This is a genomic window from Haloferula helveola, from assembly GCF_037076345.1.
GTDB lineage: Bacteria > Verrucomicrobiota > Verrucomicrobiia > Verrucomicrobiales > Akkermansiaceae > Haloferula > Haloferula helveola.
Map to the genome: position 1 here is coordinate 4,662,756 of NZ_AP024702.1, position 22,429 is coordinate 4,685,184.

Genomic DNA, 22,429 nt, shown 5'->3' on the forward strand with positions numbered 1-22,429 from the left:
GGGTGAAGGTCAGGAATCGGCTGCCACCCGCTCGCGCGCGACCCCGAGGTAGCGCTCGTCGAGTTCGATGCCGGTGAAGGTTGCGAGATTCATCCGTGTGGCGGCCACGGCCGAACTTCCGATACCGAGGAAGGGGTCGATGAGACGGGTCGCTTCGCCCTTGCCGTGGAGCCGCACGCACTGCTCGACCAAGGCGACCGGGAAGGTGGCGGGGTGGGGGCGTTCCTTGTCGCGGGACTGGATGGTCTCGTAGGGGATGAACCAGGTATTGCCGCGGCAGCGGAGGTCCTGTCCGCCGGTGTGGCCCCAGCGTGCGATGTTCGACTTGTCCTGGTAGGGCACGCCGGCGGCCCTTCGGTCGAGCGGGACGTTGCCGGTCTTTGTCAGGTGGAAGACGTACTCGTGGCAGTCGTTGACGAAGCGCTTCGAGTTGATCGGCTTGAAGTGACCGACGCTGATCGGTTCGCCGGCGCGGGTCTCGACAGTGATCGACTTGATCCAGTGGAATGTGTTCTGGAGGACGAAGAGCTCCTCGGTCAGCGCGAGCAGGACCTGATGGGGAAACAACGGGTTGGATGGAGCGGCTCCGACATTGAGGAAAAACGATCCGTCATCCGCGAGGACGCGTTTCACTTCCCTTGCCCACTGGCGGCACCAGTCGAGGAACTCGGTCCTGCTACGGGTGTCGTCGTAGCTTCTGTAGGCGATCCCGAGATTGTAGGGCGGGGAGGTGACCACCAGATCGTGAGATCCGGCCCCGAGCGTCGGCAGCACCTCGAGGCAGTCGCCATGATGCAGATGGAGGGTCTCAGGAGGCACCGCCGGAGCGTGCCGCCTCAGGTGCCGCCAGTCCAAGTCCTTTTGTCCTTCGGAAGGTAGGGCGGACCGCCCCCGGTCCGCCGTCGTGCCGATTGGAGAGCTGCCTCACCTCAGCTGGAACCGGTCCAGCAGATCCAGCTTGGAGCTTTTCACAAGGTTCAGCGCCAGTTTGGCCCGGATTCTTTTCCGGACCAGCGGCGTGAGCGAGTCGACGAGATCTCCGACGATTTCCTTGGGCGCGGCGAGGTAGATGTCGGTGTTGTCCGAGCCTGCGGTGCCGTTGACCGCCTCAGCGATGCCCCGGAGCTGGGACTTTTCGGCTTCGTCCTGCTCGCTGTGCCGCTCGCCCACCGATTTGCTGCCCGGGCCGTAGCTGAACCGGCCGGCCTTGTCGGTCACGCGGTCGGAAACCTTGCTGTGCTGGTTTTCGAGATCGATGTCGGCGACGTCTTCGAAGGCGGGCGAAGTGTCCGGTTGAAGGTCGTCACGGGTGATGCGGTAGGCCTTCATGTGTCCGAGGTCGGTAACGATGATCATCGAATTCATAGCGTCCCACCCTTGCAGCGGAGTTTCCGCGATGCAAGTCGTCACGGTAGAATCCCCGAAGTGGTCGAAAATTTCCCGGCCTACTCGGTCGGCAATACCTCGGCACTCAACCGAAAGTAGAGCGTGTTGGTTCCGGGAGGTGGAGAAAGCGTGATGCTGACCTGTTCGGTGAGGGCGTCGAACCACACGGTTTCGATCGAGTCCGGGACGACCGGAGTCCACGTGCCGACGCCGCCGAGGCTGGGTGAACTCTCCAGCGTCAAAGAGGTGAACGGGAGTTCCGCATTCCTCGGGAAGCGCGCCGTCACGGTGCCGTCCGGGTTGCGGGTGATGTGAAGGGGGTTCCTGTCGAAACGCCGGGGGTCGGTGTTCAGTGCGTTCTCGAGGATCAGGTCCAGCCGGTCGTTGTCGGAGTCGCCGACCGGACTTCCCAGATCATCGTAGAAAAGCAGCTCCCAGTCGTCGGCAACGTGATCGGAGTCGAGGTCGACCGCGGGAATTCCGGGAGCCGGAGTGTCGAGGGCCGGGGTGATGTCGAGCATCATGAATCCCCGGTGGTCGTCGGATTCGAGGAAGTCGAGCTGGGCCTGCTGGATGAATCCGTCGCCGCCTCCGAGCAGAAACGCCTCGATCCACCCGCTGGTCAGCAGGTCGCTGCCGAAGATTCCGTCAATCCGCGGGTCGATCTCGAGGATGATCACCGCGACACCGGTCCACGCGAGGTCGGTCCCCCCGGTGGTCGGAACGAGCAACCGTCCGACGTCGAGAATCGGCACGGTGATGTTGCCGCCGACCCCGCTGATCACGGTGGAGCTGATCTGCTCGTTGACGAAGTTTCCGTCGCCATCGGTGTCGAGACCGAGGTCGAACGCGAGCCGCTCCGAGAGCATGCTGATCTGGGCGCCGGTATCGAGCAGGAAGCGGCCGCGCCGTCGGCGGGTCGAGGTATCGACGATCGCGGTCAGGAAAGGGATGCCGTCGGCCGTGGTCGGCGGGTCCGGCTCGGTGATCGGGAAATCGAAGAGCTGGAGCGGAATGGTGTAACGGTGACCGCCGCTCGCCGGGACGTCGGTTCGCATGTCGACGCCGACGAACGCATCGAAAAGGTCGCCGGTGCCGAAACCCGAGAAGTCGAGGCTGGTGACGCGGCCGACCATTCCCGGCATGCCGACGATTCCTCCGAACGAGCCGAAGTCCGACGTCGGATTCGACAGCGCGCGCACACCGTTGAGAGTCACGATGTCACCCGCCGTTCCGGCGAAGTCCATCCGGTAGGGAACCGACACATCGAAGGTGGTGAATCCGCTGACACCTTGTTCGAGAATGGTGCCGTCGGTCTGGTAGCCGTTGGCATCAAGCTCGGAGAAAGCGCCGCCAGCGATCACGATTCGCTCGGCACCGGTATCGAGCAGGAAGGAGTTCGAAATGTCCGGGCCGAGCGGGGTGTCGCTGTCGTCGAGGAACTCGACCGCGACGCGCGGCTGGTCGAGCGCGAGTCCGTCCGACGGGCCGAGGGTGACCGTCGGTCGCTCGGCGAAACCCGACGACACCAACAGTAGGCCGAAGCTTCCGAAAATGGGCGGGGTAACGCGCATGGATGGCCAGCCTATCGGTGGATTGGACCGACGGCGAGCTTCGAGCGTGGAGGAGGATCGACCGCGTGACAGGCTCCGGCCAAAAAGGACTCGCCCACGGGGGGCGGGGGCGGTTGTTTCGGGGCATGGGCCCCGAGTCATTGCTTCTGATCCTCCCGGTCGCCGGCTGTCTTGGGATCTTCTGGATCATTCTCAAGTTCTCATCATCGAGGATCGCCACCCAGTACCGGCTACTCGCGGAGCGCTTCGGGCTGGAACTCGACCAGCCGCCGGTGAAAATGGGTGGCTTCGTCCGGCCGGATCCCTCGCTTCACGGGGAATATCGTGGGCGAGAGGTTTCGTTCTCGGCTCCGGGGAAAGGTCTCAAAGGCACACGGCAGATCGAGAGTCTGGTGAAACTCGAACTCAAGGACCGTCGCCTCAGGGCACAGATGGCGCCGGCCGGCCTGCTCGGCGGTCTGCGACAGCGCGACAGCGGAGGAAAGGGGCGTTGGAAGAGCGGTGACGAGGCATTCGATGAAGCGGTGGATGTCCGGACCGGCAATCCGGCAATCCTTCAGGAGGTGTTGACCGACGAAAGACGCAAGTGGCTTGCCTCTGCGTTGAAGAAATCGAAGGCGACGCTCTACATCGGGGACGGGGCCATCGCTTGGGCGAAACTCGGGCTGATCGCAGACGAAGCGACGCGGCTCAGGTTCGAGGAGGTCGTCGAGTTTTTCTGCGACTTCGCCGAGGCGGTCGAAGGCTGAGCGGGGGTGGCAAGGCGGCGTGGTGCGCCTGCGTGGATCGGCGGCTGACCGGGGGCGGTCAGCCGTACCTTTGGACTCCTGTTAGTCCAGCTCCTCTTCGATGAAGGCGAGCACGAGGTCGACGAGTTCGTCCATCGCCCCGGGAAGGTCCTCTTCGATCGTGGCGAGGTATTCCTCCTCGGTCTCGCTGTAGTCATTCCGATCCTCGGCGCGGGTCGCGCACCAGCGGCTTGCGTTGAGAGGGTCGACGAGTGCGGTCGCGCCGACGATGTCGAATGACCGGATCACCCGCTGGTGATCCAGTCCGCTCTGCCAGAATTCATGGAGGCAATCGTTGCTCTCGAGGATCGGGACGGTTTCGTAAACATCCATCAGCGCGCGTTCCTCGCGGCTGAGGTCACGGTCGGCGGATTCGGTTTCCAGACGGTCGACGAGGATCTCGACCTCGTCCGGCCATTCAATGGGTTCCTGGGAGAGCATTGCGCCGGATTAAGAATGGGGACTAGCTGCCAATGCAAAGGGAATCCGCACCGATACGGACGAACCCGAACATTTCATGAGAAGGTTGCCCGTGGGGCGTGAGCGTGGGACGAAAGGAGTGCGGACACGCCTGTCCGCCGATGGTTCGGAGTTTCGGAGGACGGGAGTGTCCTCCCTCCTATTCCCCGCCGGGAGGATCAACCTTTCACCGTGCAGGTTTCCACTCCGTGTTTCAGCGACTGGAAAGGGTCGTCCCAAGTCGGGATGAACTCCTGCGCGACGAAGCCGGAGAAGCCGGTCTTCACGATCTCCCGGATGATTGGCGGGTAGTTGATCTCCTGGCTGGCGTCGATCTCGCCGCGGCCGGGGTTTCCGGCGGTGTGGTAGTGGCCGATGTAGTCCTTGTATTCGCGGATCCTGCGGATCACATCGCCATTCATGATCTGGACGTGGTAGATGTCGAACAGGAGCTTGAAGTGCTCCGACCCGACGCGCTTGATGAGGTCGACGCAGAAATCGACATCATCCCCGAAGTAGCCCGGGTGGCCGGTCATTTTCCCCTCCGAGGCGCGGGAGTTGAGATGCTCGAGGCAGATCGTGATGCCCTTCTTCTCCGCTAGCGGGAGCACCTTCTTCCACGTTTCCACGCAGAGGCCGGCGGCGGTTTCGTCGTCCATCCCGTCGAAGCGCATCCCGGTAAAGGTGATCACCCGCTTGGCCCCGACGTCGGACGCGACCTCGATTGCGTCGGTCAGCTTCTCGATCACCATGTCGGTGTGCTTCGGATCGCAGGGCCCCTGGGCGAACCCGTGACTTCCGACCAGCGAGATCTCGAGGCCGAGCTCCATGACCTCCTTGTAGGACTCGCGAGGAATGCCCTCTATTCCATGGATGCCGAGTTTCACACACCATTCGGCCAGTTGTTTCGGCGGGATGTCCCGGCCATTGAAGCACCATCCCATCACCGAGTGTTTGAAGGGAGTATCGATCTTCGCGGGAGCACCGGCCGCCCGTCCCGCTCCGAGGAACAGGCTTCCGGCCGACAGGGCGGCTCCGGAGAGGAATTGTCGTCGCGATCGGGTCATGGATGACAGAGCTACCGGGAGCCACGAGGGAGGCCAACGGAAATCGGGACCATTCGTGGTTTCCCGGTCGAGATTGAAATTGGGTGGGTCGAGGAAAAGGGCAGCGGGTTGCAAACCCGCTCTCCCCATTCATAAACTCCGGCGCGTCATGAATCCCGCAGACATTAAAAACATCTTCTGGGACGTCGACGGAGTCCTGGCGGACCTGAACCATGCCTACTTCCATTTCCTGACCGGGCATCCGAACTACCGGGATCGCTACGCCGGGTTGAAATGGGAGCAGTTGCCGGAGGTCCTGCCGATCGTGCCGGAGTATGGCGCGCTCGAGTTGAAGACACATCCGGAACTCGGGAAGGAAATGGACCGCGACTTCTGTGCGGATCAGGACTTTTTCCGGAACCGGCCGCTCTACCCGAAGGTGATCGAGACCTTGAAGCGGTTGAACGCCCGAGGCTACCGGCAGTTCACGATGTCGGCGACCTTCGATGTCGCGGCGAAGACCGCCTACCTCAATGACATCCTCGCGCCGGTGACCGACTTCCTGGTCATTGAATGTGTGCGGCACGGCGAGTTCATGCACGACACGGCGAAGGTCGACCGCCTGAGGGAGTGCTATGAGAAGTATGCCCTCGACCCGGGCGAGACGATGCTGGTCGATGACCGCATATACAACCAGCATGCGGCGATCGACTCGGGCGCCCATCCCGTGCGGTTGCGGTGCGAGTTCACCACCGATCTTCCCGATGAACTCGCCTGGATCCCCGAGTTCGGGGACGTCGAAGCCGTCGCCGACTGGCTGTTGGGGGAGGACCGGTGAAATGAGATGCGCACCCGACCGGCGCTTCTTCAGCCGATTTCGCGAATGGAGCGCTGGCTTCAGCCGGCCCCGGAGCCATCGTCCGGCAATTGCGAGATCCAGATTCCTACCGCTCCACCGCCCTGTCGGCCGGCTTGACGATTTCGCTGTTTGTCAAGATGCCGGCTGAAGCCAGCGCTCCATTACCTGCGGAAAGTACCGACTGCCCGGCTTGAGGAATTGCTATTCGGGCCAAAGCCCTCGGTCCACCGGTAAGTCAGAGTAACTTGGAGCGGAGGATCTCGGTGACCTGCTTGGGATTTGCCTTGCCCTTGGAGAGCTTCATCACCTGGCCGGTGAGGAAGTTGACCAGCTTCTCGTTGCCCGCCTTGATCTCACCGACCTGCTTCGGGTTCGCCTCGATCGCCTGATCGCAGAAGGTCTCGAGTTCGCCGGCGTCGGCAGGCTCGAAGCCCATCTCCTTGGCAACGGCGGCAGGTTCCTTGTCTGGAGATTCGAGCAGGACGAGAAGCACCTCCTTGGCCTGGTTGAGAGCGAGTTGGCCCGACTCGACGAGTTCCAGCAGTTGGCCGGTCTTGGTCGCCGAAACGGGCGCGTCGGAAATCGCGACGGAGCGTTCGTTGAGCAGTCCGAGCAGGACGTTGAGCAGGAAGTTGGCCGCTTTCTTGCCGGGGACCTTCGGATTGGCCGCCAGTTCCTCGAAGTACGATGCCAGTGGTACATCGGAAGCGAGCACGGAGGCATCGTAGGCGGTGATCTCGAACTCGTTCTCGTAGCGCTCCGCCCGTTCGTGTGGTCTTTCGGTCACCAGAGGGCGGACCTTCTCCAACAGAGGCTCGGTGTGGATGGGCAGGAGATCGGGGCAGGGGAAGTAGCGGTAGTCGTGGGCGTCCTCCTTGGTGCGGAGGAGTTGCGACTCACCGCGGTCGTCGTCCCAGCGGCGGGTCGATTGGATCTGCTCGATGCCTCGCTGGAGATCCTCCCATTGCCGCTCGATTTCGTAGTCAATCGCGCGGCGTACGGCGGAAATCGAGTTGAGGTTCTTGAGCTCGATCCGGTTGCCGTAGGGATCGTTCTCCTCGCGGCGGATCGAGATGTTCACGTCGCAACGGAGCTGTCCCTTTTCCATGTCGGCATCGGAGACGCCGCCCTGCTGGAGGATCATCTGCAACGAGCGCAGGAAGGAGAACGCCTCGGCGGACGACTCGATGTCCGGCTCGGTCACGATCTCCATCAGCGGCGTGCCGGCGCGGTTGTAGTCGATGATCGACGAAGTGCCGAGGTGGGTAGACTTGGCGACGTCCTCTTCAAGGTGGATGCGGTTGAGTCGGACCTTGAATCCAGGGCGGGCGATGTTCTTGCGGACGTCGGTGGGGTAGTTGAAGTCGTAGACCGGAACCTCGCCGCCGATGCAGAGCGGCAGGTCCATCTGCGTCGTCTGGTAGTTCTTCGGCATGTCCGGGTAGAAGTAGTTCTTCCGATCCCACTTCGAGATCTCGGGCGAACCGCAGTCGAGCAGGAGTCCGGCGAGCAGGGTCTTTTCGATCGCGTGGCGGTTGAGCACCGGCAGGGCGCCGGGCAAGCCAAGGCAGACCGGGCAGGTGCGGGTGTTGGGTTCCTCGGCGAAGGAGGTTTCGCAGGAGCAGAACATCTTGGTGTTCGTTTTGACCTGGCAGTGGACTTCGAGGCCGATGGTGACGAGGAAAGACATGTTGGACGTGATCCGTGATCGGTGGAGAAATTGAACCGCCAAGACGCCAAGGCCGCCAAGGGATTTCGGGGAGGAGTTCAGAGTTTGGTATTGGCGAGGACTTCGCGGAGGTTGTCGTTTTCGAGCATCCGGTCGAGGCGCGGATCCCGGAGGATCTCGGAGTAGCGGCCTTCGCGGGCCAGTTGCCGGAGCTCGGGGTCGGAGAGGACGATGTCGCGGATGTCCGGCTCCTCAAGGACCGGGATTGCCTTCGGAGGCGCGCTTTCGGCAGCTGAGATAAGCTTGGCCAGCGCCACGCGGGCCTCGTCGGCGAGGGGGTCGATCGAGCTGAACCAGTCGGCTGGCAGCGCCTGCTCGATGTTCTCCTTCAGTTTGGCGAGGAAGGCGGTCCTGTCGGGGGTGACGGCGGTGTCGAAGGACTCGGCGTAGGTCCGGATTTCGGCGACCGAGCCGGCGTGACGGAGGAAGGTCGCGCCGGCAAACCACAGGAGCGCGGTCGGGATCAGGCTGAGGAGCAGCGTGACCGCCCAGCGGATCGGCGAGCGGCGGTTCTTCTCGGCGTTGTCCGGATTGGGCTCGCCCAGAGGCCGCACGACGCTTCGGGCGAGGTAGCGCAGCAGGAAGAAGGTCAGCAGGAAGACGACCAGCGGCAGCGCGGCCGAGAGCAATGCCGACTCCTTGCCGAGGAACTGCCGGCCGAGGGCCGGTGCGTGCTGCCACGAGAAGAACGCGGCGAATCCCGAAGCGCAAAGGAAGATGGTGCCCCAGAGAATCCGCAGCAATCCCCGCAGCATCGCCAGCGAGGCGATGGCGCCGAAGATCAGCAAGGCCGCGGTGCCAAGGCTGATCTGGGGAATGGATTCGGGAAGCGACAAGGCCTTGGGTGGCGCGCGGCCGGCTTACAGACCGCACTGGCCGCGTTGGCGGAGGAGGTGGTCGCAAATGACGAGCGCCGCCATCGCGTCAACCATCGGCACCGCCCGCGGAAGCACGCAGGCATCGTGACGGCCGCGGCCCTTGAGCTGGGTGTCCTGACCGTCGTTGGTCACGGTGTCCTGCTCGGTCATGATGGTGGCGGTCGGTTTGAACCCGACCCGGAAGACGATCGGCTCGCCGTTCGAAATGCCGCCTTGGATGCCACCGGAACGGTTCGAGGTTGTGCGAACCTTGCCGTCGACCATGCGGAACGGATCGTTGTGCTCCCGGCCGGTCATGCGGGTGCCGGCGAAGCCCGAACCGATTTCGAAGCCCTTGGTCGCAGGCAAGGACATCATCGCCTTGGCCAGTTCGGCCTCGAGCTTATCGAAGACCGGTTCGCCGAGTCCCGGTGGGACGCCTCGAACGACGCATTCGACCACGCCGCCGATCGAGTTGCCGTCGGCGCGCACCTCCTTGATTCGCTCGATCATCTTCTCGGCCGCGACGGGGTCGCCGGTGCGGACGATGTTGCTCTCGATCATTTCGGAAGTGACGGTCGCGGGATCGACGTCGGCCTCGAGGTCGTGGATCGACTTCACCCAGGAAAGGATCTCGATCCCCGGAGCCAGCGCCGCGAGCACCTGCTTGGCGACGGCCGCGGCGGCCACGCGACCGATCGTTTCGCGGGCCGAAGCGCGTCCACCGCCCGAAAGCGCGCGGATGCCATACTTGGCGTCGTAGGTGTAGTCGGCATGCGACGGGCGGTATTTGACCGCCATTTCCTCGTAGGCACCGGGGCGCTGGTCTTCGTTCTCAACCGTGATCGCGATCGGGGTGCCGAGCGTTTGCCCGTCCTGGACGCCGGAGAGGATCCGGCAGGTGTCCGATTCCTTGCGCGGGGTGACGATGTCCGACTGCCCGGGGCGCCGGCGGTCGAGCTCGTGCTGGATTTCCTTTTCGGTCAGGGGAATGCGGGGCGGGCAGCCGTCGATGATCACGCCGACGGCTCCCCCGTGGGATTCGCCGAAGGTGTGAAGGCGGAAGGCGTGGCCGAAACTGGATGACATGCGGCGGAGTGTAGGCGCCGACGGCCGTCTGCGAAGTGCGAATTGGAGGTTGGCGGGGCTGGGGCTCCGGGGTAGGTCGATGGCCATGTTTCACCCGTTCCGCGTGCTTTCTTTCCTGTCTCTGACGCTATCGCTCGACGCCTCGGTGCACGGCCCCTTCGTCCAATGGTCGACCGCCCCGGAGAGCGAGGCGTCGGTCCGCTGGGTCGAGACATCCGGCGGATCGGGGAGCTGGACGCTCGGGAAGAGCGGCTTCGGCTATGGCGATGCCGACGACGCCACCGTGATTCGGGAAATGGAGGGCCGGTTCGCCGAGGTCTACGTCCGGCGGAAGATCGCGGTGCCCGGGGATCTTCCGGAGAAGGCGGAACTGGTGCTCCTCGCGCGCTACGACGATGCCTTCACGCTGGCCATCGACGGTCGCGAAGCGGTGCGGAAGAACGTCCGGGTGGTCGATGGTCGCGAGCAGGTCATCCAAAAGCACGAGGCGAACAAGTGGGAAGAGATCTCCTTGGGTAAAGTTGAAGCCGGAGAGCGCATCTTCTCGGCGGTCGGGTTCAATGATGGCCTCCAGAGTTCCGACTTCACCCTCGACCTGAAGGTCGTCGCACGCTGGGACGGCGGAGAGCGCGAGATCGTTGGTGAAGGCGCCGAGTGGGAGTATCTCGCCGGAGCGAAGCCAACCGCCGGTTGGCGCCGTCAGGTCGGAGTGGAGAAGAAGGAAGACTCCGACGAGTTGCCGGAACTCCGGGTTCGCGTCAAAGGCGAGACGGACTGGAAGCTTGTGGAAGTCGAGCGGGTGCCCTTCGCAAAGTCGGCGCATACCGTGGCAAGTGCGGAGCTGACGGGACTCCCATCCGGAACCGACATCGAACTCCGCCTGGGCGATCGCGATGTTGTTTTCCGGACCGCACCTTCGAAGGCCGAGACGCTCCGATTTGTCACCGGTGGCGACATGTTTCACTCGCGGGGACTGCTCGACGCGATGAACGCGCGTGCTGGTGCTGAAGATCCGATGTTCGCTCTGCTCGGAGGTGACCTCGCCTACACCAACAACCAGAATGTCGGCCGCTGGTTCGAGTGGATCGACTCGTGGGTCGAAAACGCCCGCACTCCTGACGGTCGCCAGGTGCCGATGGTGGTGGCCATCGGCAATCACGAGATCACCGGTGCCGGATACCGCCCGAATGATGCTCCCGGTCCCGAGGCGGCCGACGAGTTCTTCAGCCTGTTCCGGATGCAGGAAGCGGGCGAGGCGCGTCAGGCCATCGACTTCGAGGCAGGGCTCTCACTGGTGCTTCTCGACTCCGGTCATGCCGCGACGCTTGCGAGCCAGACGGACTGGCTGGAGGCGCGCCTGAAGGAGCGGGAGAAAGTGAAGCATCTCTTCGTCTGCTACCACCGGCCGGCCTGGGGTTGCGGAACGAAGGAGGACGCGGTCGGCATTCAGAAGCTGTGGTGCCCGCTGTTCGAGAAGTATCAGGTCGATGCGGTGTTCGAGAATGACCACCACGTGCACTCCCGATCGGCGCCGATGTTCGACGGCAAGGTGGATACGGAAAGAGGGGTTCCCTATCTCGGGGCAGGGGCATGGGGGACCAAGGTCCGGTCGATCCCGGCAAATCTGAAGAAGGTGCGGCCGTGGATGGAATCGGCTTACGCGAAGAACCATCTCTATGCCGTGACGCTCGAGGAGGAGGGCTGGATGGCCGTGGCGAAGGAGGCCGACGGCGAGGTGTTCGACCGCGTCGAGCGGCGATGGAGGCGTTGATTGGGCCGCCTAGCTCACTGATCGCCAGTGGGTTTTGTGGCGGAATCGCCACTTGATTGGAGTCCAGCGCGGAGTCGATTCCGGGGATAACGGGGTTGGTTAGTTAACCAACCTTAACCATCTCATGCGAATCGACATCGTCACGGACACTTTCGCGCCCGACGTCAACGGCGTCGCCATGACCTTGGGTCGGCTATCGGACGGTCTGCGCAAGCGCGGACACATCGTTCACATCATCCGCACCGGTGGAGATCGGAAAGCGGGCGAGACCTTGGCGGCGTCGATCACTCTGCCGGGCTATAAGGAAGTCCGGATCGGTCTTCCCGGACCGTTCAAGTTGAGGAAGCGCTGGCTGAAGCGCCGGCCCGATGCGATCTACGTCGCCACCGAGAGTCCGCTGGGTATCTCGGCGATCAAGGCTGCCAACGTTCTCGGGATCCCGGTGATCGCTGGGTTCCACACGAATTTCCACGAGTACATGGAGCAGTACCGCCTCGGCGGTCTCCAGCCGGCGGCGATGTCCTACCTGCGGAAAGTTCACAGTCGCGCGGAAGTGACGATGGCTCCGACCCCCGACGTCGTCGAGATGCTCGAGCGGGAAGGTTTCCGGAACGTCGCGCTGCTTGGCCGCGGCGTCGATACCGAGCTGTTCAATCCCGGCCGCCGCTGTGCTTCGCTGCGCGCCGAGTGGGGCGTCCGCGAAGGTACGCCGGTCGCGATCATCGTTGGCCGTGTGGCGGCGGAAAAGAACCTGGCGCTGGCGATGGAGTGCTTCCGGAGGATGCGGGAGAAGGTGCCGGACATGAGGTTCGTCTGCGTCGGCGACGGGCCGATCCGCGAGGCGCTGAAGAGCAGGAATCCCTTTGTCCATTTTGCCGGCGTCCAGACGGGTGAGGATCTCGCCCGTCACTACGCCTCGGCCGATATCCTGCTTTTCCCGAGCGAGACCGAGACCTTTGGCAATGTCCTCCTCGAAGGCATGGCATCCGGCTTGGTGACGGTCAGCTACGACTACGCCGCTTCCGGCAAGTACGTCGCTCATGGTATCAACGGCCTGAAGGCACCCAAGGGGAACTCGACCGAGTATGCCGAACTCGCCAACGACGCTCTCCGGCGTTTGCAGGGCGAGATGCGCGAGCAGGCGCGGGCTTCGGTCGCTCCGCTGGGCTGGGGCCGCGTGATCGACGTCTTCGAATCGAAACTGAACGAGGTCTCCGACGCTGCCGGGCGCGGTCCCTCAAGCCACCAGTTGAAGAAGAAGTGTGAGCCCCGGAGCTACCGCACGATCTTCCTCTCGGATATCCACCTGGGAACGTCGGACAGCAAGGTCCACGAGGTGACCGATTTCCTGAAGCACACGACCTGCGAAAAGCTGGTGCTCAACGGAGATATCATCGACGGCTGGGCACTACGGCGCGGCTCGAAGTGGAAGAAGCGCCACAGCCGCTTCGTCCGCAAGGTGCTCAAGAAAATGGAACGGGAGGATACCGAGATCATCTACTGTCGCGGCAACCACGATGACATCCTCGACCGATTTCTTCCGCTGGCATTCGGACGGATCAGGTTTGTGAAGGAACACATTCACGAGTCCGCCGACAACAGGCGCTACCTCGTGGTGCACGGCGACGGATTCGACAGCGTCTCGACCAACCACAAGTGGCTCGCGTGGCTGGGTGCGATGGGTTACGACTCGTTGCTCGTCATCAATCGCCTCTACAACCGTTTCCGGGCGTGGCGCGGGAAGGAGTATTTCTCCCTCAGCAAGAAGGTGAAGGCCAAGGTGAAGTCGGCGGTGAGCTTCGTCGACAACTACGAGCACCAGCTCCAGGAATTCGCCCGCAAGCGGAAGTGCGACGGGATCATCTGCGGTCACATTCACACGCCGGAGGACAAGCTGGTGAATGACATCCGTTATCTGAACTCCGGCGACTGGGTCGAGAGCCTCACCGCGATTGTCGAACACCACGACGGCCGGATGGAGTTGATCCAGTACGACAACTTCATCGAAGAGTTGGCGAAGGAATTCCGATGCCTGGAGCCGGTTCGGCGTTCCAAGTCCGAAACCCCGGTGGATCTCCCGGCCTGAGCGACCCGGGCTGTCACTTCCAAGTCACCGAGCCTTCCTTTTTCTCCAGATCGACGCGCACGCTGGCGTGCTCGAACTCGCGGAGGAAGACCCAGCTGTGCGGGTCCGGACGACGACGTTCTCCGAGCGGCTTGCCGAGCGGCTTCTTCATTTCCGGGTAGTCCATCAGTGGGCCCGTTTCGAGGCCCCAGCCCCATCCATACTGGAAGTAGGAGTATTCGCAGGCCCCCGCGAGGAAGGCCGCGAGGTAGTAGGGGAGACGTTGTCGCGCGAGTTGCTGGTATTCCGAGTCGGTGAGCTTCTTCCCGTCCTCCTTGTGTCCGACCTCGACGCCGATTCTCCAAACCGAACTCTTGCCCGCGTCCGCGATACGTCGCATCAGGTTCCAGTCGCGCAGGATTGCTTCCTTGGTCAGGAGATCGGTCGAGTAGTGCTCGAACATGAACGCGTCGCCGATCGCGAACAGCTCCGGGATGTGCGCGCCGTTGTTGAGCAGCAGGATCTTGTCCGGACCGATCGCCTCTTTCGCCATGCGCATCATCTCGGCCTGCGCGGTCCGGACGTCGGGACGCTTCTCTCGAGGGCGCAGATGGGAGAAGCCATGCATCTGATCCACGAACAGACCGTCGGCTCCCGTTTCCCGTATGTATCGGCCGACCTCCGACGACCACCACTTGCGCAACCCCGGGTTCAGTACGTCGAAGTAGAGCACATTGCCCCGATCGGCGAGTTCACCGGTCTTGGGGTCGCGGATCAGGAAACGCTCAAGGTGGGGAGGAACATTTCCCTTCCGCAGGCTCCGTGAGCCGCTTGCAAACGGGTAGGCGAAGGCGGAGTTGAAGTAGAACAGGCAGGTTGCGTCGGGATTGTTTCTTTTGAATCTCGCGAACTCATGAGCAGCTCCTCGATCGGAGCCGCGGAGCAATCGGGCTCCATGCTGCTTCTCGATGCACAGGAAGTCTGTTGTGTCCGAAATGTGCTCGACCTCCTCGTCCGTCAGGAGCCGGGTGTTGCTTCCGAACATCTGGTAGACCGGCACCCGGTCCCACGAAAAAGTCGGCCGTGGGGTTTCCCCTGCGAGCAGGGGAAGGGTGCAGAGGAGCAGGGCGAATGGTCTTGGTAGGGTCACGAATCGTGGAGCGGTTACCGGTCGATTTCCTGATACTCGGAGCTGACGACCAGAGGTCCCGATTGGACATTCACGAACCAGGCCGTCGTTCCCTCGGGAAGCTCGGCTTCGGTGTGCCACGTGTCCCGCCTTTGCTCAAGCTTGGCCGGCGACTCGATCCATTTGCGGGAACCCGTGATTCCGGTGTCCTTGGTGGAAATCAGAACCGCGCGGTCGAGCTTCTTGCGAGAAATGAACTCAGCGGTGGCGAGTCCGTCGGCGTTATCGACGCTGCCGGTGACGCACCATGGCGATCCGGCATCCACCACGGAGCGTGCGAAAGCATAGCTCTCCGGACGCTTCCAACCGGGACCGTGTCCGTGGCCCATGCCGGGGACCAACGACACCATTCTTGGTCCGGGCGCAGCCGTGTAGCAACTCGCTTGCTTGTCGAGTGGGAAGTGCTGATCCCCGGGCCACGAAAACCAAAGCACCGGCATCTTGGCCCGATCGAGGCGGAGAATCGGATCCCAAAGCTTCCTGTAGACCGCGTTGTTGCCGAGCGCCCGCCCGTATTGGTTGCCGGCCTGTGAGAGGTCGCCGCACCCGTAGGTGGGTATGGCGAAGTCGAAGCGCGGGTCGATTCCGATCACCGTGCTGGTGATCACTCCGCCCCAAGAGATTCCCATCACGCCGACATGTTCCGCATCGACTTCCGGCAAGGAGCGAAGCAGCGAATTGGCCAGAACCGTGTCTGCGACAGCGTGATACATCCATTGGTCGGACATTGGAGCGTCCGAGTCGCCATAGATGCCGACGCGTGCCGGTCCTGCCGACGGATGACGTTCCCAAGGACCGGTCCCGTTCGCCTTGTTGGAAGTCTGCCCCTCGACCGCGATCGAGATGGCCGCGAAGCCTTGGCGGTTCCAGAGCTCCACCCACTCGGGGAAAGCGCTGCCTCCGCCTCCGTGAACCAGGACGATGCCCGGCACCGGTGTCGCGGTATTCTCCGGAAGCCCGAGCCACGCGAAGACCTCTGTGGGTTTCCCCTGGTAGGGTAGCCCCTCGAAGTAGATTGCCTTGAGGCTCCCTGAGCTATCGAATCCGGCCGCCTGTCGGGTGGACGGCGGTGACGTGAGGTCCGCAAGTTCTCCGATCATTGTCTCCGGATCGAGGGATGGGGCGGGTGCGGCCTCAGTGGCAGGCGGAGCCTCCTTCTTCGGGGTCGGAGCCTTGGGCGTCCCGTTCCACTCTGCCTCGTCCACGAAGCCGTCCTTGTCCCCGTCCTTGCGGTTGAACTGTTTTCGGAAGAGCGCGTCCCACTCGGCGGGCGAGACCTTGCCGTCGCCGTCTTGGTCCATTGCGGCAAGTGACTTCGCGGGATGTTCGCCGTCGGACAAGACACCGTCACCGTTGGAGTCCTTGCGCTTGAATGTGCCATGATAGAACGCGGTCTGTTCTTCGACGCTGATCCTGCCGTCCCCGTTCTTGTCAATCTGTGGGAAGAGTCCCGCCGGTCCCCGCGGGTTGAGATCTTCCGCAGGCTTCCCGGGATCGCCGCCGCTTCCCGCGTCCTGCCACTCTCTCTCGCTGAGGGATCCGTCCTTATTGCTGTCGAATCTGGTGAACTGTTTGGAGAAGAGAGCATCCCACTCCTTCACGTTCACCTTGCCGTCCTTGTCCGCGTCCATCGCTTGCAACGGTCGTGCAGGGTGTTCCCCGTCGGATAGGGCGCCGTCGCCGTCGAGATCCTTGCGGTGGAACGTCTCCCGGTAGAAGCCCATGAACTCGTCGCGGCTCGCTGTTCCGTCAGCATCCGTGTCGATCAACGGAAACAGCGCTTTCCGGTTGTCCGCGGCGGGAGGTTCCTCCTTCGCTTGGACAGGTGTTGCGACTGTTGTCGAGCGAGATGGGGTGTCTCGGGCGTTGCGACTCGCCTTGCGATCCCCTCCGGCCGCAACCATTTCCGGATAGGTTCGGTCCCACCATGAATCGTAGGCTTTCGCCATCCGGTCAGCCTGCTGCTTGTGGCCGGCGGACAGATCGTGCCGGCACTCCGGGTCGTCGGAGACATCGAACAGTTCCCAGCGGGCCGGGGCGCTGACACCCCAGTGGAACTGTGCGTTGTCCTTCGTGTAGGTGGCGGATCTCGCGCCATCGCGGACCCGTCGCAGGGTGGTGCACTGGTTTCCGTCGGGAGGGCAATGCGGATCGTCGCACGGAACACTGCGAAGCAGCAGTTTGTGACCTTGGCGGACGGCGCACATCGAGTGCCTGTGGGCGGAAGCGAGGCCACCCGGCCATCGGGCGACGTGGTGGAAAAGCATGCGGTCGGGATGCCATCCGGAAGCGGCCCTGCTTTCCAGCAGGGGCACGAGGCTGAACCCGTCGAGTTCGTCGCCAAGTCCGGCCGGGAGCTGCGCGCCGGCAAGTTCGCAAAGCGTCGGCAACACATCGAGATGTGCGGTGAGGTTGTCCACCGCTCGCGGCTGCCACTTGCCGGGCCAGTGCCAGAACGACATGGCTCGCGTGCCTCCCTCCCAGATCGTGCACTTGCACCCGCGCATGTGGGCGTTGAAGACGTCAAGTCCTTCGGTGGCGCCGTTGTCGTTCATGAAGATCACGATGGTGTCGTCTTCGAGGTCCTGCTCCCTAAGGAACGAGAGGATGCGGCCGACATTGTGATCGATGTTGGCCACCATGCCGAGGTAGTCGGCTTGCGAATCGGTGACGCGATCGCGATACGGCGCAACGAACGACTCGGGGGCTGCCAGCGGGGTGTGGGGTGAGTAGGTGGCGAGGTAGCAGAAGAAGGGCTGGTCACCGCACTCCTTGATGAACGTCATGGCCTCATCGAAGAAGATGTCCTCGCGGTAGCCTTTCCGTCTTTCGCGTTCACCATTCCGGATGATGACGGGATCGAAGTGCTCCCTTGGTCCTCCAACGTTGGTCGACGTCCATCCGAAGCCTCGCGAGTCCGGGGAATATCCGGGTTCGTTCCCCAGATGCCACTTGCCGACGAACCCGCAGCGATACCCGGCCTCTCCGAGAATCTGGGGAAGCAGGACCGCTTCCTTCCTGAGGTGTTCGCGGGGGGCGACCGTGTGCGTCACGCCGCTTCGGAACTCGTGCATCCCTGTCAGCAAGGCCGCCCGAGTCGGTGAGCAAGACGGGCTCACATGGAAGTTTTCGAATCGGACACTCCCTTGATGGAGTGCGTCGAGGTTGGGCGTCTTCAGCAACGGGTGTCCGTGCCGCCCGAGATCGCCATATCCTTGGTCGTCGGTGAGGATGAAAAGAATGTTGGGCCTCCGCTCGGAGGCGTGGAGCACGGCGCATGTACACAATACACCTGTCAGTAGGAGGAAGAGGGTCTTCATCGGTTCGGCCGTCTCAATAGTTCCAGTAGAAGTTCTTCTGCCGGAGCTCGCTGATGTCGCTGATCGACTCCACATGGCCATCGCAGAAGACGACGTTGGCGTGTCCGTTGTGTCGCATCGGCATCGTCGAGACGTCGGCGTCCCAGAATCCTCCGCTCGGAATCTCGGCGGTGGTGAGCGGCTTGCCGGCGTCATCGGGATCGCCTTCGCGTTGGCCGTACCAGCGTGCGCTGAAGCCGAGCGACCGGGTGTTGGGCGGGCCATGCTGGGCGCTGTCGGCCATCAGATAGACCTCCGACGGTCGCCTGATCTGGGCCGGACGAACAGGGGCGGGCGTCCGGTCTTTGGTGTAGACCATCACCATCGGGTTCGAGCCGTAGCTGGTGATCGGATTGTTGTTCTTGTCGAGCCCGGTGTACTTCGCCGCCGGACACTGTCCGCACTCCATTCCGCGGATGATGCCGGGGAACGCGTCGCCGACGTGGGATGACCCTCCGTTCTCGTTGGTGGTCTGGCTGAGCATCGGCGGGTAGTATCCGGTTTCGGCTGCTGTGGACTCCGCGATCATCGCGAGCTGGCGTAGGTTGGAGATGCAGGTGGCATCCTTTCCTGCGGCGCGGACCTTCTGCGCGACCACGAAGGTGATCGCGGACAGCGCCGCGACGATCACCAGCACGACGAGGAGTTCGATCAAAGTGAATCCGGTCCGGTGACCGGTGTGGGTTTTGGATGGGTTGAACATGGCGGATGGGCGGTTCATGGGTTTTGAGCGTGCCGGCCGCGTCTGCGGTAACGGCGAAGAAGCACGGTGCACGCGGCGAAGGTCAGCAACGCCGCAGGATGGGGCTCGGGAATCTGGCCGATCTCGATCGGCGAGTCGGAATAGGCCCACTCCTTGATCAGGCCCGGTGTTCCGTCGTCGTGAAACTGGACCAGCATCCAGCCGTAAAGCGGCGAACTTCCCTCGTCGAGAACGAAGCCGATGTAGCCGTCTGCTCCGTTCACGAACTGGAGGGCCGATGCCCCCATGTGCGGATCGGCAGGGTAGGCTCCGGAGCCTCCGAAAGTCGGCGCTGCCAATGGCTGTGAGGTTCCGGTCGAAGCACCGTTAACCAGCGTCCCCGCTTCGAGATTGTGAACTGCCGAGAAGTTGTCTGTGCCGTCTCCGGCGCGGTAGATGTTGATCGAATCGTTGTGCACCATCGCGGCTCCTCCGAAGAAGAAGTTCACGTCCCAATCCCCGGATGCGGGTTCCGAGTAGGAGATGGTGTAGCTGTTGACGCCGACCGAGTTGCCCTCGGTAGATCCGTTGGCCGTTCCGGTGTTCAGGTCGAGATAGATGCCGCCAAAGCTCGTCGGTATCGGGATATCGGCGGGATCGATGTAGGTGATGGCCGCTGTCGCGGTCATGGTGCCCGTGACCAAGGCCGGCAGGAAGGCGAGAGCAGTCCGCCCTCCCTGCCATTTGCCGACTCGCATGGTCACAGGCATCGGTTCGGTCGGATCAGTTGAGGGTCACGACGAGCCGGAAGAACCGGGCTTTCTTACCGTTCGAAAGCATGATCGGGTAGCTGACCTCGACGATCTCGTAGTCGGCATCGATATTCGCCACCACGGTCGGGGTCTCGGCCGTCGCCTCCCACGTCGAGAGGTCGTTGCTGAATTCGACCACATAGTTCACCGAGCCGTCCTTGCGGCGGACGAACTGCGCGTCGAAATCGAGCGGGCCAAAGGTGACCTCCGTCGTAGGTGTGCCCGGGGTCGGTCCGGCCGGATCGAGCGGGTTGGCATCGTTGACGAGCGGGTTCAGGCCAAAGGCGAACTCGAACAGGTTGATCAGCGTGTCGGTGTCGTCGTTTACGTTCGGATCATCGGTCGCGCCGGTCATCGAAGCCCAGGTCGAAAACGGTGAGGCGGCCGACTCGAGCGCGATATTGTTGGTGTCGCCGCCATCGTCGTATCCGTAGATCACGTTGTAACCCGCAGGAACAGAATTGAAGGTGCCCGTGACCGTGGCCGAGGCGTCTCCGTCGACAATGATCACGGTGCCGACCAGCGGATTGATCTCGCTGATGCTCAGGTCGAGGTTGGAGACATCGATCGAATCGTTGACCACGAGCTGGTCGCCATTGTTGCCATCGACCTCGATCAGAAGCGTGCCGCTCCCGGTGTCGGTGATGGCAGCGTCGGCGGTGAGAGTGCCGATTGAAGCTCCGGGAGCGAGGGTGCCGTCGTCGATGCTGATCGCTCCACCGATGGTTCCCGTGCCGCCGAGTGTGGCTCCGGTGGAAACCGTGACGGCGCCGGTTGCGCCGGAGTTGTCGCCATTCACCAGCAGCGTGCCACCCGTGACGTCGGTGAAACCGGTGTAGGTATTGGTTCCTGTGAGGGTCAGCACGCCGGATCCGGACTTGTCGATGTCGCCGATGCCGCTGACCACGCCGCTGATTTCCTGATCCGCGGTGGTGCTGAAGCCGAGGATGCCGTCGTTGTTGACGGCCGCGCTCAGGTTGCCGCCGCTGAACTGGGCGGTGCCTCCCATGTCGAGGGTTCCGGCATTGATGTTGACCTGGCTGTTCACACCGATGCCGACGATCGCTTGAAGCTTACCGTTGCCGTCCTTGTTGATCTGGTTCCCGTTGCCAAAGACCACAGCGAGCTGAAGGTCGACATCGTCGGGGCCGTCGGCGACCGTGAAGCTGGGTTTGCCGGTTCCTTGGAGATTCCAGAAGCCGCCGCCCGAAGTTTTCACGACGCATGTGGTGCCACCGGTGGTGATGAAGTTCTGGAAGGTCGTGCCATTGCCCTGCAGCAGGTGGTTGCCTTTCTGGAAGTCGACGGTCCCGCCACCGTTGCTGTCGAAGGTGAAGGTCTTGTTGTTGGTCACCGTCCGGTTGGCGCCGCCGCCGTCGTCGGAGAAGAATTCCAGTGTGGAGCCGTTGTTGATGAAGAAGCTGTTCGAGTCGACCGCGCCGAGATCCGTATCGTTCTCGAATCGCATGACGCCTGAGTTGACCGTGGTGGAGCCCCCGTGGGTCACGTAGCTCATGACCAGGGTGCCCAAGCCGTTCTGGGTGATGTTGCCATTGCCGGAGATGGATCCGAAGTCGACGCCTTCACTTACGGTGTCGCTGCGGTCGAAAACCAGCGTGGCGCCGCCAGTGTTATCGATGGTTCCGGCCGGGTTGAGGGATCCGGTCGTGCCTCCATTGCCGATCTGGAGGGTTCCGGTGTTCACCGTGGTGGTTCCGGAGTAGGTGTTGGCACCGGAGAAGATCCACTTTCCTCCTCCGTTCTTGTTGACGTTCAGAGGATTCGCTCCGTCACCGATCACTCCTTGGATCTCGTTGTCGTCACTGCTGTTACCGTTGAAGGTGAAGGTCGAACTCGCACCCGTGGAGTCATTGACGAACGCACCGGTCCACACCAGCGCGCCGGATCCGTTGTGGGTGATGGTGCCGTTGGCGCTGCCGAAGAAGCGCAGGTCACGGTTCGTTGAAGCGGCGCCGCCCGTGTAAACGAGGTTGCCATTGAATCCGACCTGCACCGAGCTGCCCGCACCAGCCGCACTCGGGACCCCGGAGTCGGCGATCGAGGAGAAGGTCAGGTTACCTCCGTTTTGCTTGTAGAAGATCCCGGTGAAGTCATTCGCGGGGTTGGTGACGGTGAGGCTGCCGCCGCCGAGGATGAAGAGGCGTCCGGCACCGGTGATCTTCGCGTCAATCGTAAGCGGGCTGCCGGTCAGGCTGATGGACGAGCTGTTACCCGGGACGACGAAGGAGCCAGTTCCCACCGTGTCCGTGATCGTCACGGGAGCGAATCCGCTGTTCCCTGTGACGTATCCGAAGTTGTCGAGGCTGGGACTCAGGTCGAAGCCGTTGAGGTCGATGGTGTAGTCGCCATCGAATTCGGGATCGAAAACGATCGACCGCGGGGCGACATTCTCAGCGAGGCTTACGGTTCCGGCCGTGCCGGATGCTCCGCCGCCGAATGTCACATTGTCGTTGTCCGCGTAGGTGGTGTTGGTGACGCCGCCGTCGGTTGTCCAGGTGTTGGTGGTGCCGATGTCCCACGTGCCCGCTCCATCTTCGAGCGTTCCGTTGCCGGAACTCGCGTCGAAGGTGACGTCGGCAGCGGATGCCAGAGGGCTGCCGACAAGGGCGACGGCGAGGACGGATAGTGCGGAGAGGGGAAACGCGCCGGCTCTTGAGGAAAGCTGAAGGATGTCGTCGACAATGCGTACTGGGGCCAGTGCTGGCTTTCTGAGGTTCATGGGTTTGATGGGTTGATGGGATCT

17 protein-coding genes are annotated in these 22,429 nt (G+C 62.8%); 4 read left to right on the plus strand and 13 right to left on the minus strand.

Annotated elements, in window-relative coordinates:
- Positions 1 to 9 precede the first annotated feature (9 nt).
- The 3 genes from HAHE_RS17605 to HAHE_RS17615 form a co-directional block, all read right to left on the minus strand.
- Entirely contained in the window at positions 10 to 819 is an 810-nt protein-coding gene (locus tag HAHE_RS17605; protein ID WP_338686280.1) for a site-specific DNA-methyltransferase, read from the minus strand.
- A 105-nt stretch (positions 820 to 924) separates the two neighbouring features.
- Entirely contained in the window at positions 925 to 1,365 is a 441-nt protein-coding gene (locus HAHE_RS17610) for a host attachment protein (protein ID WP_338686282.1), read from the minus strand.
- A gap of 80 nt (positions 1,366 to 1,445) precedes the next feature.
- Positions 1,446 to 2,960: a retropepsin-like aspartic protease gene (locus tag HAHE_RS17615; protein WP_338686285.1), complete on the minus strand. Its 1,515-nt coding sequence runs from the start codon at positions 2,958 to 2,960 to the stop codon at positions 1,446 to 1,448.
- 125 nt (positions 2,961 to 3,085) lie between these two features.
- Here HAHE_RS17615 and HAHE_RS17620 point away from each other — a divergent pair, with 125 nt between their 5' ends.
- On the plus strand, positions 3,086 to 3,709 hold the full coding sequence (locus tag HAHE_RS17620) for a hypothetical protein (RefSeq protein ID WP_338686287.1): 624 nt from the start codon (positions 3,086 to 3,088) through the stop codon (positions 3,707 to 3,709).
- An 81-nt stretch (positions 3,710 to 3,790) separates the two neighbouring features.
- Here the strand turns inward: HAHE_RS17620 and HAHE_RS17625 are convergent, their stop codons facing one another.
- Positions 3,791 to 4,189: a hypothetical protein gene (locus tag HAHE_RS17625; protein WP_338686289.1), complete on the minus strand. Its 399-nt coding sequence runs from the start codon at positions 4,187 to 4,189 to the stop codon at positions 3,791 to 3,793.
- 197 nt (positions 4,190 to 4,386) lie between these two features.
- Positions 4,387 to 5,274, minus strand: a complete 888-nt coding sequence (locus HAHE_RS17630) for a hydroxypyruvate isomerase family protein (protein WP_338686290.1) — start codon at positions 5,272 to 5,274, stop codon at positions 4,387 to 4,389.
- Between the two features lie 148 nt (positions 5,275 to 5,422).
- Between HAHE_RS17630 and HAHE_RS17635 the strand changes: the two genes are divergently transcribed.
- Complete coding sequence (locus tag HAHE_RS17635; RefSeq protein ID WP_338686291.1) at positions 5,423 to 6,091, plus strand: HAD family hydrolase; 669 nt, start codon at positions 5,423 to 5,425, stop codon at positions 6,089 to 6,091.
- 256 nt (positions 6,092 to 6,347) lie between these two features.
- On the opposite strand, the gene gatB is transcribed toward HAHE_RS17635, so the two are convergent.
- The 3 genes from gatB to aroC form a co-directional block, all read right to left on the minus strand.
- The gene (gene gatB / locus HAHE_RS17640) at positions 6,348 to 7,802 is read right to left on the minus strand and encodes an Asp-tRNA(Asn)/Glu-tRNA(Gln) amidotransferase subunit GatB (protein ID WP_338686293.1); all 1,455 of its coding nucleotides are present in this window, start codon (positions 7,800 to 7,802) and stop codon (positions 6,348 to 6,350) included.
- A gap of 77 nt (positions 7,803 to 7,879) precedes the next feature.
- Complete coding sequence (locus HAHE_RS17645; RefSeq protein ID WP_338686295.1) at positions 7,880 to 8,677, minus strand: hypothetical protein; 798 nt, start codon at positions 8,675 to 8,677, stop codon at positions 7,880 to 7,882.
- A 24-nt stretch (positions 8,678 to 8,701) separates the two neighbouring features.
- On the minus strand, positions 8,702 to 9,787 hold the full coding sequence (gene aroC, locus HAHE_RS17650) for a chorismate synthase (protein WP_338686296.1): 1,086 nt from the start codon (positions 9,785 to 9,787) through the stop codon (positions 8,702 to 8,704).
- 85 nt (positions 9,788 to 9,872) lie between these two features.
- Between aroC and HAHE_RS17655 the strand changes: the two genes are divergently transcribed.
- Both HAHE_RS17655 and HAHE_RS17660 read left to right on the plus strand, forming a co-directional pair.
- Positions 9,873 to 11,558, plus strand: a complete 1,686-nt coding sequence (locus tag HAHE_RS17655) for a metallophosphoesterase family protein (protein ID WP_338686297.1) — start codon at positions 9,873 to 9,875, stop codon at positions 11,556 to 11,558.
- A 124-nt stretch (positions 11,559 to 11,682) separates the two neighbouring features.
- Entirely contained in the window at positions 11,683 to 13,644 is a 1,962-nt protein-coding gene (locus tag HAHE_RS17660; RefSeq protein WP_338686298.1) for a glycosyltransferase, read from the plus strand.
- 13 nt (positions 13,645 to 13,657) lie between these two features.
- Here the strand turns inward: HAHE_RS17660 and HAHE_RS17665 are convergent, their stop codons facing one another.
- Genes HAHE_RS17665 through HAHE_RS17685 form a run of 5 tightly spaced genes read right to left on the minus strand, consistent with a single transcriptional unit; the run spans position 13,658 to position 22,405 of the window.
- Entirely contained in the window at positions 13,658 to 14,773 is a 1,116-nt protein-coding gene (locus tag HAHE_RS17665) for a putative glycoside hydrolase (protein ID WP_338686299.1), read from the minus strand.
- Positions 14,774 to 14,787: 14 nt separating this feature from the next.
- Entirely contained in the window at positions 14,788 to 18,132 is a 3,345-nt protein-coding gene (locus tag HAHE_RS17670) for a sulfatase-like hydrolase/transferase (protein WP_338686301.1), read from the minus strand.
- A gap of 13 nt (positions 18,133 to 18,145) precedes the next feature.
- On the minus strand, positions 18,146 to 18,874 hold the full coding sequence (locus tag HAHE_RS17675) for a prepilin-type N-terminal cleavage/methylation domain-containing protein (protein WP_338686303.1): 729 nt from the start codon (positions 18,872 to 18,874) through the stop codon (positions 18,146 to 18,148).
- A gap of 14 nt (positions 18,875 to 18,888) precedes the next feature.
- Positions 18,889 to 19,623 carry a hypothetical protein gene (locus HAHE_RS17680; RefSeq protein WP_338686305.1) on the minus strand — a complete coding sequence of 245 codons (735 nt, stop codon included), beginning with the start codon at positions 19,621 to 19,623 and terminating at the stop codon, positions 18,889 to 18,891.
- 13 nt (positions 19,624 to 19,636) lie between these two features.
- Positions 19,637 to 22,405, minus strand: a complete 2,769-nt coding sequence (locus tag HAHE_RS17685; protein WP_338686306.1) for a beta strand repeat-containing protein — start codon at positions 22,403 to 22,405, stop codon at positions 19,637 to 19,639.
- Positions 22,406 to 22,429: the final 24 nt, after the last annotated feature.